Origin of the sequence: Sinorhizobium sp. NFACC03 (assembly GCF_900103435.1) — a bacterium.
GTDB lineage: Bacteria > Pseudomonadota > Alphaproteobacteria > Rhizobiales > Rhizobiaceae > Ensifer.
Genome location: NZ_FMXF01000063.1, coordinates 1 through 14,621 on the forward strand (window position 1 = coordinate 1; position 14,621 = coordinate 14,621).

The following is a 14,621-nucleotide window of genomic DNA, read 5'->3' on the forward strand; positions in this document are numbered from 1 at the left end:
CGGGTTCAAGGCGACGGACGCGGCCTTTTCCGGGGGCACGCTTGTCTGCAACTGCACCAGCAATCCGGTGAAGGTCCGCATCAAGGGCGACATCGCCCACAACCATGCCTGCGGCTGCACCAAATGCTGGAAGCCTGACGGCGCTGTCTTCTCAGTCGTTGCCGTGGCACCGACCGCCAACGTCGAAGTCCTTCAGAACGGAGACAAACTTGCAGTCGTGGATCCAGGCGCGCTGATCCAGCGGCATGCCTGCAAGGATTGCGGCGTGCACATGTACGGTCCCGTCGAACGCGATCATGCTTTCAAGGGCCTGTCTTTCGTCCACCCTGAGCGTTTCCAGGAAGCAGGCTGGGCAAAGCCGGGCTTTGCCGCCTTCGTCTCCTCGATCATCGAGAGTGGCTATGATCCTGCTGGAATGGACGGCGTGCGCAGTCAACTGCGCGAATTGGGCCTCGAATCCTATGATTGCCTCAACCCCGTCCTGATGGACTTTATCGCCACCTGGATCGCAAAGAAGAGCGGTGCGCTCAAATCGGACGCCGCCTGAACAATCTGCCACGAACGCCTCACCGTTCTCGACATCACCAGCAGGTCACATCGCATGAATCGCCTACAGCCTGAATTCAAAGAAGAAATTCGCAAGATTGTCGGTGACGGAAATCTCAAGGACGGAGAGGCCCTTTCCTCGGTCGATCACGGCGTTGCACCGGATAATCTCGGGGCCGGCGCCGTGGTCTTTCCAAGAACGACCGCGGAGGTTGCTGCAGTCGTTCAATGTTGCCTTGCCAACGGGGTCCCACTCGTCACCCATGGGGGACGAACAGGCCTCGTGGGCGGGGCAGTGTCCAAACCGGGGGAACTCGTGCTTTCGACTGCCCGTCTCAATCGCATCCTGCATATATCGCCAGTCGAGCGCGTTGCCGTGGTGGAAGCCGGCGTGACGCTGCAGGCGCTGCAGGAAACGGCCAGCGAGTACCGGCTTGAAACGGGGATCGATTTGCCGTCGCGCGGCTCGGCAACGATCGGGGGTATGGCGTCGACGAATGCCGGAGGTATTGCCGCCTTTCGCTACGGGGTCATGCGCCATCGCATTCTCGGCCTGGAGGCCGTGCTTGCGGATGGCTCGGTCTACTCAGACCTCACACGGGTCGTGAAAAACGCCGCCGGCTACGATCTGAAGCATCTTTTCGTGGGGGCTGAAGGCACACTCGGCATCATCACGCGCATCGCCGTCAAGCTTGAACCCCAACCGCTTGCCACCGCCACCGTGCTCTTCGGTCTGCCGTCTGTGGACGCCGCGCTCGAGACGGTCCGCCGAGGGCTCGACGCGCAGTACGGTCATCTCCGCGCGGCAGAAGCGATCTGGAACGCCTATTTCCGCCTAACATCGGGCCATCATCGATGGTCGGTCCCGGACTACAGCGCCGACCATCCGATAAACCTTCTGGTCTCGCTGGGCGGGGCCGAGGAAGGAGCGTTGCAAGCGGAGCTGGGGCGCGTTTACGAAGGTGTCATCGAGGATCATCCCGACGCTTCGGCCGTGATTGCCTCTTCGGTCGCACAGGAGGCGGATCTCTGGCGGCTGCGCGAAGACACCGACCTCATCTACCGAAAGCATCCGGGCGCGCCATCCTATGACGTCTCGGTCCCTCTTTCGGAAGTCGAAACCTATGTCGCTCGCTCTGTTGCCAGCCTGAAGCAGCTGGATTCGGCGTTTGACCCATATGTGTTTGGCCATCTTGCCGACGGAAATCTACACATCGTTCTCAACGCGGCGGGCAGTGAAGTATCAGGTGACAAGGCAAGAGCTGTCGAAGAGGTGCTCTACAGGGACATTGCTGCGATCGGTGGGTCATTCTCTGCCGAACATGGGATCGGCCTCAAGAGGATGGGCTCCCTATTGGTCAATTCAGACCCGGTGAAGATTTGCCTGATGCTACGGATCAAGAACACGCTCGACGCTGCGACGCTGCTGAACCCGGGAAAGGTGGTTCGCGCGGGCGCCGGTTTCGCGGGATGCTCCGAAGTGGGCGCCGCAGACCCGATCTAAGACAGCTCTAGGTCGAGGTTGACCTGATCGAACTCGATGCCGATGCGCGAAACCTTCGGCAGCAGCGTTTGCAGGGCATGAAAGAAATTGTCACGCTGCCAGTCGGTATAGGTGATGTTGTCGCCGAAAGTCCGGCGCCAGGGCTGTCCTGCATCGATGCCCGCGGAAATCGACGTCGCCTTCTCCAGCGTGATGACAAAGGCGTAGCGGCGACCGAAGGAGCAGTAAAGGAAATCGGAAAACTCCTCCGCTGCTCGACGTGAAGCCGTTAGGTCAGAGTTCGGCGTCGGAGTCACCGCTTAGCGGTTGGGCTCTTAGCTATAGCTAGTGATTCTTGATTAATTGCCCCCCATCTTAAAACGCTCTATTTTCCCTTGCAGGGTGGCTTCGGAACGTCCTCGGCTTCGCAGCGCCGTCGGACCGCTTCGGTTTCCGCACCAATCCCAGATGCCGTTCGACGACACGATCCACGAGGAGACGAGCGATGGGCACAACGACGCCGGACAACATCATGCAGCTCGGCATGGGGTTCTGGGCCTCGAAGGCCATGCTCAGCGCGGTCGAGCTCGGCGTCTTCACCGAGCTCGCTGCCGGCCCGGCCGACCTGCCGGACCTGCAGGCCAGACTGAAACTGCATCCCCGCTCGGCCCGCGACTTCCTCGACACCCTGGTGGCCCTGAAGCTGCTCGAACGCGAGGACGGCCGCTATCGCAATGCCCCTGATACGAACCTCTTCCTCGACAAAACGAAGCCGACCTATATCGGCGGCATCCTCGAAATGGCCAATGCCCGGCTCTACGGTTTCTGGGGCTCGCTTACCGAGGCCCTGCACACCGGGGAGCCGCAGAACGAAGCCAAGCACAGCGAGGACTTCTTTGCCGCGATCTATGCGGAGCCGGCACGGCTGCGCGGGTTCCTCGAAGCGATGAGCGGGATCAGCGCCGGTGCGGCGCAGGCGATCGCCGCCAGGTTCGACTGGTCGAAATACACCACTTTCGCCGATGTGGGCGCGGCGCAGGGCATGGTGCCGGTGGTGATCGCGCGAGCCCATCCGCATCTCCAGGCTATCGGCTTCGACCTGCCTGCCGTGCAGCCGATATTCGACGAGTTCGTCGCCCGGCAGGGCCTCGCCGACCGCGTCCGCTTCCAAAGCGGCAACTTCTTCGACGGCCCGATGCCGAACGCGGATGTGATCGTGATGGGGCATATCCTGCACGACTGGGATCTAGCCGAGAAGAGGATGCTGCTGAAAAAGGCCTTCGCCGCGCTGCCCAAAGGCGGAGCGCTGATCGTCTACGACGCCGTCATCGACGACGAGCGCCGCAGCAACGCCTTCGGCCTGCTTATGAGCTTGAACATGCTGATCGAGACCCGCGGAGGCTTCGACTACACCGGCGCCGACTGCCAGGCTTGGATGCGCGACGCCGGTTTCGTGTCCACGCGCGTCGAGCCGTTGCTGGGGCCGGACTCGATGGTGATCGGCTTCAAGCCCGACTGAACGGAAACCAAGAGCCCGGCCGGTGTTCCGCAAGATCGACCAATGGGGCAATGTCGATCGCCTGGCGCTGATAACGCAGCCGGTCAATCTGATCTTCAAAAGCCGCTGCAAAAAGCGCCACGACCGGTTCCAAAAGCCTCACGAAGGAATCCGGGCTTCGAGATCGATCCCTCCCCTGCCCGGGCGAAATTGTAAGGTCAAAATCGAAGACCAAATTTACGGCTTCAATTGAAATCCGGAAGTAGATGCCACACCCTTCCTCACCCTTGTTCAGCGGACTCATTTGCCCGATCGGATGGCCTGGACCTCACCCGAGATTTCGTTGGACAGACCCCTGGTTAGAGAGGCAGTGTAACGGCACGGTCCGTGAGCGGGGGCGCATCAAGGTGCAGGTTCGGTCATTAGCGTCGCATTTCGTGCCGGTGCTTTGTGCGCTTTTGCTTGTCTTGCTGTCATCGGCGATCGCATCAGCGCAGCAAGCCGATGTGGCGCTGGCGGTCGGCACAATCACCGATGACAACTATCCCGGTCGGGAGTCTGCTGGCAATGGTCTAGGCGAGGTTATCTTGCACCACCTCGTCACCACGCTGGGCGACGGCGGGGAGTTTGCATGGTGCGCGGGAAAGGTCGTCGAATGGCGGCGGATCGACGAGGTGATCAAGGAACAGAAGTTTCAGCAGTCGAAATATGCCGATCCGGCCACGGCGATCAAGAAGCTGGGTACTATCGCACCAGACTTTTTGATTGGCGGCCGCATCACATTCGGCGCCGGAAAAGCCGACTGGACCATAGAGACAAGAACCAACCCTGGCGGTGACCTTGTCGACAGCTTCACCGGCTTTTCAGACGACGATGCGTATCTGGACGAGGCTGCCCGGATTGCCGAACATGTGCTGGACAAGCTTTGTCCCGGCCCATGGACGGTCACCGGCGGCGGCGCCCGGATCAAGGTGAGCGGAACCGTGGCGAAGTTGAACGAGGCGTTCAAGGTCGTCGGCAAGTTCCCCGGTGGCACCGCGGATTTCGTCTACACGCCAACGTCGCGCTCCGGCGGGACTGTGAAATATGTGCTTGCGGGGGGCGGCTTTTCAGGCGCCGGCAGCGGCACCTATACGATCGGTCCGTCGGGCGATGGCTCTAGGCTGACGATCAAGCAGACCACGAAGGGCTGCATCAACGGCGTACCGGGTTCGTGCAAGACCAACAACGAGGTACTGACCCTGACCCCGGTTTCGCGCTAACGGTCCGCTGTGAGCGCTGTTCTCAGGCTACGGCCATGAACTGTGTAGCGGTGTAAGCCCAGGGCAGCAGGTCATCGAGCTGGCTCTGGGGGTGACCGTCTACCGGGCGCTAACGGGGCAAGACGAACCGTCAAACATTTGAAAAGAACCGTCCAAACAGCCCGTTTCCGGACTCTTCTTCAAGTTGGCCGCGAGCCTCCTCAAAATCGAGGCTTACCCAGCCAGGAGGGCACGTCAGCGTCATGCCAAAGTCACATCTGAAACAGTCTCGCCCGCGTTGTTGTACCCGTCACCGGAGGGCGAGGATGCGGCGCGCCCTGAAATGGGCGTTAGTTTCGATCGGTTTCGAGCCAAAACGGATTGCCGCTCAAGATCGAGGTGCCGGGTCGCGTGCCGACCGGGCGGAACGCACGACGCCGCAAAATATCCTGGCCGTGCGACGCGAGCGACCGTCTTGACGATCTTGCGCCAACCTTGTTCATTCGGGAAATGTTCAAACCCGCAAACACTGTGCAGATCAGAGTTTCCATTGATGAGATCGATCCGGGCGCCTGGCGCCGTCTGGTCCTGCCAGGCCATTGGAACCTGGAGCATCTGCATCTCGGAATTCAGGCCGCGTTCAACTGGTGGAACTATCATCTCTATGAGTTCCGCATCGGTGGTCTGCGATATGGAGACGTCGATATCCTGACAGAGGATGCGACCGACGACGATCCTCGAGTCTTCGATCAGAGAGAGGTTCGCTTGCTGGACTTCGAGCAAGGTGCCGTCTTCAGCTACCACTATGATTTCGGGGATGGCTGGCGGCACACCGTCGCGGTCGAGGAGTTTTTAACGCTCGCTGCTACGCCCAAACACGGGACCTGCGTGGCCGGCGAAAGGGCCCGACCGCCCGAGGATGTTGGCGGCGTGTTGGGCTATGAGCGGTTTCTGGAGATCATCGCGGACCGGGAAGATCCAGAATATGATGAAACCATTCGGTGGTGCGGTGGCTACTTTAATCCGGAATGGTTCGACCTATCCACCGCGGACAAGGATGTTCGCAATGCTCTGCGCTCCAACGTCAAGCGGCGCCTGTATCAACCCAGGCCGAAAGCCGTCCCAAAGAAGTGACGCGGCGAGGGTTCGAAGTGAGCGCCTTGAAGAGAATTGAACCGCAGACAAGTAACATGCGTGGTGAGATTACTCGTCCTCAAACGCGAAGGGCCAAATCTGAGCACCATGCAAAATACGAAGAATGCGGACCCGATCCGTCGTCAGCATGTAGGCTGCGATGTATGGCGTGCGTGGAATCACTAGCTCGCGTGTTCCCTCGATGCGGCCAGGCCGACCGCTCTCGGGAAAATCTAGGAGGCGGCAAACGGCGCGCGCGATTTACTCATCGACGTGAACCGCCGCATTCGGATTCTCACTTTCAATGTAACTGAAGATGGCATCGCCATCGTCAAGCGCATGCTGCGCCCGAGAAGCCTCATCGGTCGCCCCGCTCGGACCAGCGAACGAAGCGATTGTAGAGCGTCTTCTTCGGTCCATAGACGTCGGCGCAGTCCGCCCAGTGGCCACCGCATCGCAGGGCGCAATCCGCAGGAGATGCATTCCCACCGAACGACCAGCCGATCAGACTGGTTTTCTCGATCTTGAGGCCATCAAGAGGGGCCCTTGACCTCGCCGACGAGTGTTATCCCGCCACGACGATGCCGGGCGGCTGCCATGTCCCCTGCCCCGGCGGCAGAATGGACGGTGCTTCCGTCTTCGGCCAGTACAGGCGCATCACGAGATAGATCGTGTTATCGGGCGCAGGCAGCCAATTTGCCTCCTTGTCTGCGCCGGGGCTGTCTTTTTGGATGTAGAGAGTGAGCGAACCGTCGTCGTTCTTCGTCATGGCCGACAACATCGGCGAGTTGATGAGGTAACGGTTGATCGGGTTTTCGATCAGGAGTTGAGACTTGCCGTCATACATGGTCAGCGACCAGAATGCGTTCACCGGCGGCTGTTGACCAGGTGGGAACGTCAGCGTGTAGTTGTGCTTGCTGCCGTCGAGCGTTTGGCCGTCGCTGTCAACACGCGTGAACGGATAGGTCGCTTCCTCCGGGTCGTTCCCATAAATGCCGGCCTGAGCGGCGACGGCACGCTTCATCCAGTCGCCATTGTAGTGGGCGCTGTCGCCTGGAAGTCCGCTAACCCGCCAGCCATTGATCGTCTTGCCGACATTGGCGACGGCCTCGTCGACCTTTCGCTGTCCTTCCTTCATGCCAAGGCCGAAGTCTAGTTTCTGCTCTAGAGGGAGGTCCTTGAAATTGAAGGTCTTGCCTGGCCCGACGCCGATGCGTGCCAGCTTGGCGCGTATCTCCTTCTCATTACCCTGCGCCGGCGCGAATTGCAGCGCGAAGTCGAGATAGTCGAAGAAGTTGGTCTTCACCAGTTCCTTGTCGATCTTCGGGAAGTCGATGATTGGCGCCGCCGGCGGCGGTGTCTGCTTCAGATAGGCCGAGAGCATCTGCACCTTGTAGCCAGCCTGCACCTGCTTGACGTTGTCGAGATCATCCGCGCCGAAAAGCTGGGTGCGATAACCCGCAAGAGAAAACTGTGTACTCGAACGAAACACCTGCTTGATGCCCGCCGGGGTGTCACCCGTCCAGTCGGGCCCGACGACCATGTAGTCGCCGGCCTCGCTCCCTGTGGCTCGGGTGCCGATATAGCCGAAATTGTAGGTATTGCCGTCGCAGAGCATGACCGAGTAGTAGCGCTTCGGGTCGATCGCTGGCACCGAGAGCACCACCGGTTCCGCCCGCAAATCCAGCCACGCGAAGGAATAGGGCGTGTCGCTGTTGGGCGTCACGATTGCCGTATCTTTGTAGGTGAAGACGTTAGGCTCATTCTTGATCTCATTGAACGGCGCCTTGAACTGCCCCGAATTGCGATCTACCGCGTACTCGTACATGATGGCATAGTTCATCACGAGCGGCAGGCCGTAGATGAAACCTGCCTCGGCGATGTCCTTGGCCTCGATGATACCGGGGGTGCTCTGCGCCATTAGGAGGCTTGGCCTCGCAATCGCGGCGCCGGCGGCGATCGCCGCCGTGGATCGAAGCAGATCTCTCTTCGTCAGCATTTGCCGTACTCCTTTATTATTCGATGAGTTATCGAAACGACGCGAGCTGTAGGGCAGCTCTAGAACCCTGGACGTGCTTGTCCGGTTCGTTGGCCTTGTTGGCCAGGTATTCGGAACTGAACGCGGCTAAGGTTAGGATCAGCTCGAATCCGTTGCCGCGTTGCGGTAGGTGCTAGTACAGAAATGCCCGCCGGTAGCCGCGCCTGGCCACGCCCGCATAGGAGAGCGGCGTCAACGGCATGCCGATGATGTCGATGAACACAGAGACCTCGGAGCCCTTCTCCGGCATTTCGCCACCGACCACCTTGACCGTGTAAGTCAAGTTATTGTCGTTCAGCTCCGGATTCTCCAGGACGACGACAACCTGTCGGAGCTTGTTCCCTTCGAGGATCGACAGGTCGGCATTCGGCGGATCGGAAAGGAAGCTGTCCTTGCCCTTGCTCCAGAACGGCAAGAAAGCGGTCGTGGCCATGTTCCCGGCAATGCGCTCCGGACGGTCAGAGAAAAACAACGTGGCGCCGCCAATACCTTCGAGCGTCAGCTTGCTCGTCGCCTTGTCGAATTTCATAGCGCTTGCGGTTTGAACGAACAGGAAGTCGGCCGCTTCATCGGTCGCCTGCGCCAGTCGCGGCATGAACGGCACTGTCGTCGCCGCGACAGCTGTGGCTGCTAGCAGTAGGTTCCGTCTGGTTGTCATAGTCGTACCCCTCCCATAGGTCGCAAGACGTTCAGATCTCTACTTGTGCTACTCACACGTTTTACGGCACTAAACAGTATTCGCAATACAAAACCACTCATTTTGCGCCACGGCTGTCTTATTTCTGGAGTGTTGCACGCATGGCTGAGATCCCGGTCATCTCCAATCGCATCCTGTCTGGTATGCCGGCCTTCATACGGCGTGAAATGGGGCAAAAGGCGCTGTTACAGGCCAATCGTGCTATCGGCTTCGATCTCGAACTGACCGAGGAAGAGAATTGCTTCATCCCGCACGCGGCGGTGATCGGCTTCATCGAAGCGGCCGCCCGCGCCGCCGGCGAGAGCAACTTCGGAATCCTGATGGTTCCGATGATGAATGCCGCCAACTATGGCAGCTTCGGGCATTATGTGTTTGGAGCCGATACCTTGGGGCGGGCCATCGATCGCAGCATTGCTGGCCTTCGTTATCATAGTACGGCTGATCGGATGACAGTGGCAGTCGTTGGCGACGAGGTACGATACAGCTATGTTTTCGCACTGGCCGGCCGCCCGGGATACGCCAATGTCGCGTGTGCCGCCGTCGGCGTCCTGCTTAGCCTCTTCAGGGCTTATTTACCGCCTGATTGGCGACCATTGCGCGTCGAACTTGACACCGATATGCCGCGCCAGAGGGCTCGGTTCGAAGACGTCTTCCAGTGTCCGGTTCTTTTCGATGCAGGCGCGATTACCGTTGTAATGGACCGCCATCATCTTTCCGCTGCGCCGAGGCATGCTACATGGCCAATTGTCACCATCGAGGATGTGGCGCGAGACCGGCGAGGCGGCGCACCACGGGATCTGCTCGACGTCATCGTGGAGCAGGTGCGGGTCCAAGTTCTCACCGGCAGCGTGTCGATCGATAGCGCCGCGCAAACATTGGACACCAGCGTCCGAACGCTGCAACGCGAGCTCAATCGAGCTGGCACCGATTTTCGCGGGTTGGCGAACGCGGCAAGGGTTCAGCGAGCGACTGAGCTGCTGCGGCACACAAACGGCTCGATCACGCGCGTATCGGCGGAGTTAGGATATTCGTCTCCCGCCAACTTCGCCCGAGCGTACCGGAAGGCGACCGGCAATGGGCCGCGGGAGTTTCGCTCGAATTTATCGACGTTAACCGCCCAGACCGCGAACGTCCTCGGAACAACTCTTGACAGCGCCTCGTGAAAGTACTGCTTCAATTCGACCCGCCGCGACTTCGGCGCCGTGCGCCATCGTGGCTTGATTTAGCCTAGAAATGACGGCGGCCGTCGAATTGATCTTGAGGCCGCCTTCCTGCGGAAGCTGGTTGGAACCCGCACGGGTTAGCCAGCCGCTCCATGACGGGAAGTCTCCGCCGGCATACGGCGTGCCGTCATGAATGAGGGTCTGCTGTATGATTCCGCCTCTCGCTCGCGCATAATTCTGGGCTAGTTCGCCCATAACGGGACTGAATGGCTTCTGGACTTGTACAGGCAGTTGATCCATCTCGAGGCTCCATGTCGAGGATGGCAATCAGATAGGAAGCTTAGATTGCTCATTTGAACCGTGCGAGCATGCTTCCAAGCTGAGCATTCTCCTGGGGCAGACGATGCACCAGCAGCGCTTTCAATCTGCGATTTTCTTCCTCAAGCGCGGCAAGATCGTCGACCGAAACTTGAATCGGAGACTCACTGGCTTTGCTTCGTGCGCGGTCCATGCGCTTGCCGCGGGAGCTTGGAAAGTTGCGGCGCCGTCATCGTCCCAGGGGCCGGCCGATGCCGGACCTCGATGCTACATTGCGTGGCGCTGTTGCAAACGAACGAACCTGCGCTCGCCGGCGCGCATTCAAAAGGGAATGGAAGGCATATGACGAACCGCAAAGATATCGCCCATCGTGTTATTTCCAAGTGGCGCGATTTCGGTTTTCCGATCGACGATGACCCCGAATTCCAGGCCCTATTGAAACTCTGGATCAATGGAGACGTATCCGTTGACGATATCCGGCGTAGATATGTGAAATTGCTTCAGGAGCGCATCCGCAAAGGGAAGCCCGATTGAATTGCCGCATCACCGGCGAACTTGAGCGGCGGCCTGGATATCCGTTTTCGCTTGGCATCAGTCGAACAAACTTCACGCGACAGACATCCGCCGGCATCGCCTCGACGCGAGCGCGGATGCCCATGACGGAAAGATACGTCCCGCGCCACATTCCCGTTTGCCGCTGCCCACTTCAGTCGCTAAGGTTTTGCTGGCAATTGGCCATAACACCAGGGGGACACCGTGGCATCAGGTACCGTTAAGTTTTTCAATCAGGACAAAGGTTTCGGCTTCATCACTCCAGACAACGGCGGCGCTGATGTATTCGTGCATGTGTCTGCCATCGGCTACGGCGGCTCGCTGCGTGAAGGCCAGAAAGTCACGTATGAACTCGGCCAGGATCGCAAGACAGGCAAGTCGAAAGCCGAAAACGTCGCCACCGCTTGAGTTCGTCGACGTGAACCCACATTTCGGCTGAGACAACTGGAAGCGCTCTGATCAAGCTGGCGCGGACCGAGCCGGAATGGCGCGCGGTCCCGGCACATTGGCGCCGGGGCTTCGCCGAACAGCGTTCGCTCATTGGCCCCGGCGAAATGCTCTTGTTAGGCTGCGGAACCTCCCGCCGAATACGCAGTTCCTTCTCAAGCCATCGCAAGGAGGAACACTATGGCCAAAGAATATGATGCGAACGCTGACCTGACGTACACACCTTCGCAGCAGCCCGGCGGAGTCCGCAAGGCCGCTCAGAGCGCAACCTGAAACCGTAAAAAGGGAAACGCGTGCCGTTGTCAACGTTGCGGCCGCACACCCCCACACAGTCACAAGCTTAGGGGTTCTTCTCGGCGCCCTGGTTTTTACCATTGGCTATGTTATGGGCCGATCGTCGGTTGACACGAGGCGGAGCCATTGATGGTAAGCGGAGCGGTAAAGAGAGAACCAGCGGCTGGTGAGGCCGACGGTTCTCGGGGGTACCGGAATTTTAAGCGCGTTGCTGTCGTTGCCCTCCAAATTTAGGGGGTTTTCACGGTCGCTTTTGCACGGATCGCGTTCTTAGATTGTTCCAGTGCCAATTCGAGACAACTTCTCCTGCTTCTCAACCGACACGCGCTAACTCAAGTCTGATCCCGTCAAATTTTCCACTAATCCGAACGGGTTAGAAGTCTACTTTCGTACACGCCACGTTCTCACGTCGTTCGGCCCATATTAGAGTTTAAACTTTCAGTAGAAATTCAGGGTTTTGGGGAGCTTGATCAATGGGCTTGCTTTCCCACACACTTTTCGGGTGGGGCCTGCCTGTAGCTCAATGGTTAGAGCCGTGGGCTCATAACCGATTGGTTGCAGGTTCGAGTGTTCCCGGATCGACCCTAATCGTGCCCACTGATCGCCGGACGTGGCCAAATCGGGTCAAGTGCCAGTCTTCATATCAGTGGATGCGCAACGCCGTGCTCGCGGCAGGGCAAGCACCGCAACCTTCAAGCGGCGGCCCTCGCAGCGTTTGCCGATCACCCAAGTTTTCCAACGGCGCGGAAAGCGAAACGAGCGCTAATCCGCGCATGCGGATCCGCGTCGATCCTGCACGGAGCGAACCGAAGGCGAGGGGAGGAAGGACGGGGAGACCGTTTTTCCCCTTGTGAGGGAGAGAGGGCAGCGTCCTCTTTCCCTCCTTCAGAAGGGCAAAGCCGGCCGGGTGGCGGCAGTCGATGGAGTATTTTCATCAGCGGTGACAGCTTTGGTTGGGCCAACGTATATGCGGAGAGCAACGGGCAGGCTTCATCATATTGTCCACCGGGCAAACTCACCAACTCGAAATCCTAAAACAGTACGTCAATGCCTGCCTGTGATGCTCGATCGACCTCTGTTCCGCAATGTGTTGTTTGCGGGCTTTGATCGACACCTTCCCTTGTCCAAAGTGAAAGCGCTGAAACCATCCCGTGGCTCGGGGGATGAGATGTAAGTTCGCACTCCCCGGTGAACCACGCTCGCACGCCGCGGCACAAGCTTTCAATTCGCACGGCAAAAAGACGCGCTTGGCGCTTCGATTGTTGACGACGGCCACCATCGAATGTACCGATTGACACACTGTTTACCGATTGGTACAGTGACAACATCAGGAGATCAGAAGATGACTGAACAGCGCCCACCACTGCCCCCCTTCACCCGCGAATCCGCCGCCGCAAAAGTTCGCGCCGCTGAGGATGGCTGGAACAGTTGCGATCCAAATCGCGTGTCTCTCGCCTACAGCGTCGACAGCTACTGGCGTAATCGCGCGGAGTTTGTCCAGGGCCGCGAGAAGATCGTCGAATTCCTTACCAGGAAGTGGCGGAAGGAGCTCGAGTATCGGCTGATCAAGGAACTCTGGGCCCACGACGGCAACCGCATCGGAGTCCGCTTCGCCTACGAGTATCGCGACGACTCGGGAAACTGGTATCGTGCCTACGGTAACGAGAACTGGGAGTTCGACGAGGATGGCCTAATGCACCACCGCTATGCCTGCATCAACGACATGCTGATCAAGGAATCCGAGCGAAAGTTTTTCTGGGACCGGTCGGGACCGCGGCCCGCAGACCACCCGAGCCTCTCGGAAATGGGACTTTAAGCTATGCCAAAGATCGTCGCCGAGCGCGCGGACGTCATCCCTTCCCTCGCCGAAATCTTTCGGGAATTCGGCTTCGATGGAGCCAGCCTTTCGACAATCACCGAAAAGACCGGCCTGGGAAAGGGAAGCCTTTATCACTTCTTCCCCGGCGGGAAGGAGGAAATGGCGGCCGCGGTGCTCGGCGAGATCGACCAGTGGTTCGCGACACAGGTCTTCGAACCGCTCCGGGGCGCGGAGGATCCGCGCTCCGCAATTGCCGAGATGTGTCGCTCGGTCTCCGAGTACTTTCGCTCCGGGCGACGTGTGTGTCTTGTTGGCGCGTTTGCCTTGGACAACGTTCGGAACAAGTTCAGCGACCAGGTCAGGGACTACTTCACGCAATGGCGCGGCGCTCTCGCCGAGGCGCTGGAGAGGGCCGGATGTTCACCGCAGGGATCGCTTGAGTTGGCCGAAGAGACAGTAATCGCCGTTCAAGGGGCCTTGGTGCTGGCCAGAGCGCTCGATGAACCGGAAGTCTTCGAACGAAACATCGACCGGCTGCGACAAAGGCTGCTAGCTGCGACTGATTAAGGGAGATCAGCCATGAGCGGACGTCCGTCCGGCTGCGTCGATCTGGCACCATGGCGGATCAAGCGCGCGGTCGACTTCATAGAGAAGAACCTCGCAAATCCACTTCATCTTGCAGAAATCGCCCGCGCGGCTGGTCTCAGCCCAATGCATTTCGCCGCGGGTTTCCGGTCCGCAACGGGATCCAGCCCACACGCCTATGTGCGCGACCGCCGAATACAGTGCGCGAAGGCGAAGTTGATGAGCGACCCGTCGTGCATCGAGGAGATCGCCCTAAATGTCGGCTTTCGATCGACCACCCATTTTATTACCGTTTTTCGTCAAATCACCGGGCACCCTCCCGCGCGTTGGAGGCGTAACAGCACTTTGCATGCCACCTGAAACGCACGCAGACGCTCGGCCGCGAGGACACCGTTGACTGGGTTCCTCTCCGTCCACTATCCCGCGGCGTTGTGCACGGACGGCGAAGCAATGTTCTTCGCGCCGCGGTCAGCGCGTCGGCTTCGGCACAATCGGCGATCTGTCCACCAGTCAGACGCAGATTGACCGGGCGACCTTCGGCATCGACGAGCGCGTGGATTTTGCTCGCAAGCCCGCCGCGGGAACGTCCCATGCCACCATCGTCTCCATCCCCTTTTTTCCCGTGGCCGCGTGCTGGTGAACGCGGACACAGGTCGAGTCGATCATGACGATGTCGCCATCGTAGGCCTTGGACACCGCTTCAAGAAGCCGATCCCATACCCCGGCTTTGCGCCAGCGGACGAAGCGGTTGTAACAGGTCGTCGGCGGGCCATAGCGTTCCGGAACTTCCGCCCAAGGCGAGCCCG

Annotated in this window: 15 protein-coding genes and 5 pseudogenes; 13 read left to right on the forward strand and 7 right to left on the reverse strand. The window is 59.4% G+C overall.

The window, feature by feature from the left end; all coding sequences use genetic code 11:
* A partial coding sequence (gene gfa / locus BLU35_RS34120; protein WP_093236431.1) for an S-(hydroxymethyl)glutathione synthase occupies positions 1-547 on the forward strand: 547 nt, incomplete at its 5' end.
* A gap of 54 nt (positions 548-601) precedes the next feature.
* Positions 602-2,050, forward strand: a complete 1,449-nt coding sequence (locus BLU35_RS34125) for an FAD-binding oxidoreductase (protein WP_093236432.1) — start codon at positions 602-604, stop codon at positions 2,048-2,050.
* Here BLU35_RS34125 and BLU35_RS34130 read toward each other — a convergent pair.
* On the reverse strand, positions 2,047-2,346 hold the full coding sequence (locus tag BLU35_RS34130) for a hypothetical protein (RefSeq protein WP_210185183.1): 300 nt from the start codon (positions 2,344-2,346) through the stop codon (positions 2,047-2,049). The two genes, BLU35_RS34125 and BLU35_RS34130, sit on opposite strands and share 4 nt — an antisense overlap.
* Before the next feature lie 188 nt (positions 2,347-2,534).
* Here BLU35_RS34130 and BLU35_RS34135 point away from each other — a divergent pair, with 188 nt between their 5' ends.
* The 4 genes and pseudogenes from BLU35_RS34135 to BLU35_RS34150 all read left to right on the forward strand — a co-directional run bounded on the left by BLU35_RS34135 (position 2,535) and on the right by BLU35_RS34150 (position 5,902).
* Positions 2,535-3,548, forward strand: coding sequence for a methyltransferase (locus BLU35_RS34135; RefSeq protein ID WP_093236433.1), 1,014 nt, complete (start codon positions 2,535-2,537; stop codon positions 3,546-3,548).
* 19 nt (positions 3,549-3,567) lie between these two features.
* Positions 3,568-3,663 (forward strand): annotated as a pseudogene (locus tag BLU35_RS36535) (integrase); the annotation flags it as partial.
* A 271-nt stretch (positions 3,664-3,934) separates the two neighbouring features.
* On the forward strand, positions 3,935-4,789 hold the full coding sequence (locus BLU35_RS34145) for a hypothetical protein (RefSeq protein WP_143033057.1): 855 nt from the start codon (positions 3,935-3,937) through the stop codon (positions 4,787-4,789).
* A gap of 489 nt (positions 4,790-5,278) precedes the next feature.
* A complete protein-coding gene (locus BLU35_RS34150) occupies positions 5,279-5,902 on the forward strand; it encodes a plasmid pRiA4b ORF-3 family protein (RefSeq protein WP_093236443.1) in 624 nt (207 codons plus the stop codon).
* 69 nt (positions 5,903-5,971) lie between these two features.
* Here BLU35_RS34150 and BLU35_RS34155 read toward each other — a convergent pair.
* The 4 genes and pseudogenes from BLU35_RS34155 to BLU35_RS34165 all read right to left on the reverse strand — a co-directional run bounded on the left by BLU35_RS34155 (position 5,972) and on the right by BLU35_RS34165 (position 8,598).
* Positions 5,972-6,298: pseudogene (locus BLU35_RS34155) on the reverse strand (type II toxin-antitoxin system RelE/ParE family toxin).
* A pseudogene (locus BLU35_RS36540) lies at positions 6,270-6,362 on the reverse strand (IS5/IS1182 family transposase); the annotation flags it as partial. The pseudogenes BLU35_RS34155 and BLU35_RS36540, both read right to left, overlap by 29 nt.
* 105 nt (positions 6,363-6,467) lie before the next feature.
* Entirely contained in the window at positions 6,468-7,901 is a 1,434-nt protein-coding gene (locus BLU35_RS34160; RefSeq protein WP_093236435.1) for a DUF1254 domain-containing protein, read from the reverse strand.
* A gap of 172 nt (positions 7,902-8,073) precedes the next feature.
* Positions 8,074-8,598, reverse strand: a complete 525-nt coding sequence (locus tag BLU35_RS34165; protein ID WP_063891514.1) for a hypothetical protein — start codon at positions 8,596-8,598, stop codon at positions 8,074-8,076.
* A 140-nt stretch (positions 8,599-8,738) separates the two neighbouring features.
* Here BLU35_RS34165 and BLU35_RS34170 point away from each other — a divergent pair, with 140 nt between their 5' ends.
* Positions 8,739-9,800 carry an AraC family transcriptional regulator gene (locus BLU35_RS34170; RefSeq protein WP_093236436.1) on the forward strand — a complete coding sequence of 354 codons (1,062 nt, stop codon included), beginning with the start codon at positions 8,739-8,741 and terminating at the stop codon, positions 9,798-9,800.
* A 349-nt stretch (positions 9,801-10,149) separates the two neighbouring features.
* Here the strand turns inward: BLU35_RS34170 and BLU35_RS35885 are convergent, their stop codons facing one another.
* The gene (locus tag BLU35_RS35885) at positions 10,150-10,311 is read right to left on the reverse strand and encodes a hypothetical protein (protein ID WP_158539483.1); all 162 of its coding nucleotides are present in this window, start codon (positions 10,309-10,311) and stop codon (positions 10,150-10,152) included.
* Positions 10,312-10,394: 83 nt separating this feature from the next.
* Here BLU35_RS35885 and BLU35_RS34180 point away from each other — a divergent pair, with 83 nt between their 5' ends.
* The 6 genes and pseudogenes from BLU35_RS34180 (at position 10,395) to BLU35_RS34205 (ending at position 14,175) form a co-directional block, all read left to right on the forward strand.
* The gene (locus tag BLU35_RS34180; RefSeq protein WP_210185184.1) at positions 10,395-10,652 is read left to right on the forward strand and encodes a hypothetical protein; all 258 of its coding nucleotides are present in this window, start codon (positions 10,395-10,397) and stop codon (positions 10,650-10,652) included.
* Between the two features lie 222 nt (positions 10,653-10,874).
* Positions 10,875-11,078 carry a cold-shock protein gene (locus BLU35_RS34185; protein WP_093236439.1) on the forward strand — a complete coding sequence of 68 codons (204 nt, stop codon included), beginning with the start codon at positions 10,875-10,877 and terminating at the stop codon, positions 11,076-11,078.
* A gap of 971 nt (positions 11,079-12,049) precedes the next feature.
* A pseudogene (locus BLU35_RS36935) lies at positions 12,050-12,179 on the forward strand (PGN_0703 family putative restriction endonuclease); the annotation flags it as partial.
* 574 nt (positions 12,180-12,753) lie between these two features.
* The gene (locus tag BLU35_RS34195; RefSeq protein ID WP_093236440.1) at positions 12,754-13,227 is read left to right on the forward strand and encodes a nuclear transport factor 2 family protein; all 474 of its coding nucleotides are present in this window, start codon (positions 12,754-12,756) and stop codon (positions 13,225-13,227) included.
* Positions 13,228-13,230: 3 nt separating this feature from the next.
* Positions 13,231-13,797, forward strand: a complete 567-nt coding sequence (locus tag BLU35_RS34200) for a TetR/AcrR family transcriptional regulator (protein WP_093236441.1) — start codon at positions 13,231-13,233, stop codon at positions 13,795-13,797.
* A 12-nt stretch (positions 13,798-13,809) separates the two neighbouring features.
* Positions 13,810-14,175 (forward strand): helix-turn-helix domain-containing protein, encoded by a 366-nt coding sequence (locus BLU35_RS34205; protein WP_093236442.1) that lies wholly within the window; start codon positions 13,810-13,812, stop codon positions 14,173-14,175.
* A gap of 109 nt (positions 14,176-14,284) precedes the next feature.
* Here BLU35_RS34205 and BLU35_RS34210 read toward each other — a convergent pair.
* A pseudogene (locus BLU35_RS34210) lies at positions 14,285-14,621 on the reverse strand (IS5 family transposase); the annotation flags it as partial.

Bases quoted from the DNA above. Each gene is read 5' to 3' on its own strand.
- BLU35_RS34135 (WP_093236433.1), top strand. From the start codon at position 2,535: ATGGGCACAACGACGCCGGACAACATCATGCAGCTCGGCATGGGGTTC.
- BLU35_RS34150 (WP_093236443.1), top strand. From the start codon at position 5,279: ATGTTCAAACCCGCAAACACTGTGCAGATCAGAGTTTCCATTGATGAG.
- BLU35_RS34200 (WP_093236441.1), top strand. From the start codon at position 13,231: ATGCCAAAGATCGTCGCCGAGCGCGCGGACGTCATCCCTTCCCTCGCC.
- BLU35_RS34205 (WP_093236442.1), top strand. From the start codon at position 13,810: ATGAGCGGACGTCCGTCCGGCTGCGTCGATCTGGCACCATGGCGGATC.
- BLU35_RS35885 (WP_158539483.1), bottom strand. From the start codon at position 10,311: ATGGACCGCGCACGAAGCAAAGCCAGTGAGTCTCCGATTCAAGTTTCG.
- BLU35_RS34125 (WP_093236432.1), top strand. From the start codon at position 602: ATGAATCGCCTACAGCCTGAATTCAAAGAAGAAATTCGCAAGATTGTC.
- BLU35_RS34165 (WP_063891514.1), bottom strand. From the start codon at position 8,598: ATGACAACCAGACGGAACCTACTGCTAGCAGCCACAGCTGTCGCGGCG.
- BLU35_RS34160 (WP_093236435.1), bottom strand. From the start codon at position 7,901: ATGCTGACGAAGAGAGATCTGCTTCGATCCACGGCGGCGATCGCCGCC.
- BLU35_RS34170 (WP_093236436.1), top strand. From the start codon at position 8,739: ATGGCTGAGATCCCGGTCATCTCCAATCGCATCCTGTCTGGTATGCCG.
- BLU35_RS34195 (WP_093236440.1), top strand. From the start codon at position 12,754: ATGACTGAACAGCGCCCACCACTGCCCCCCTTCACCCGCGAATCCGCC.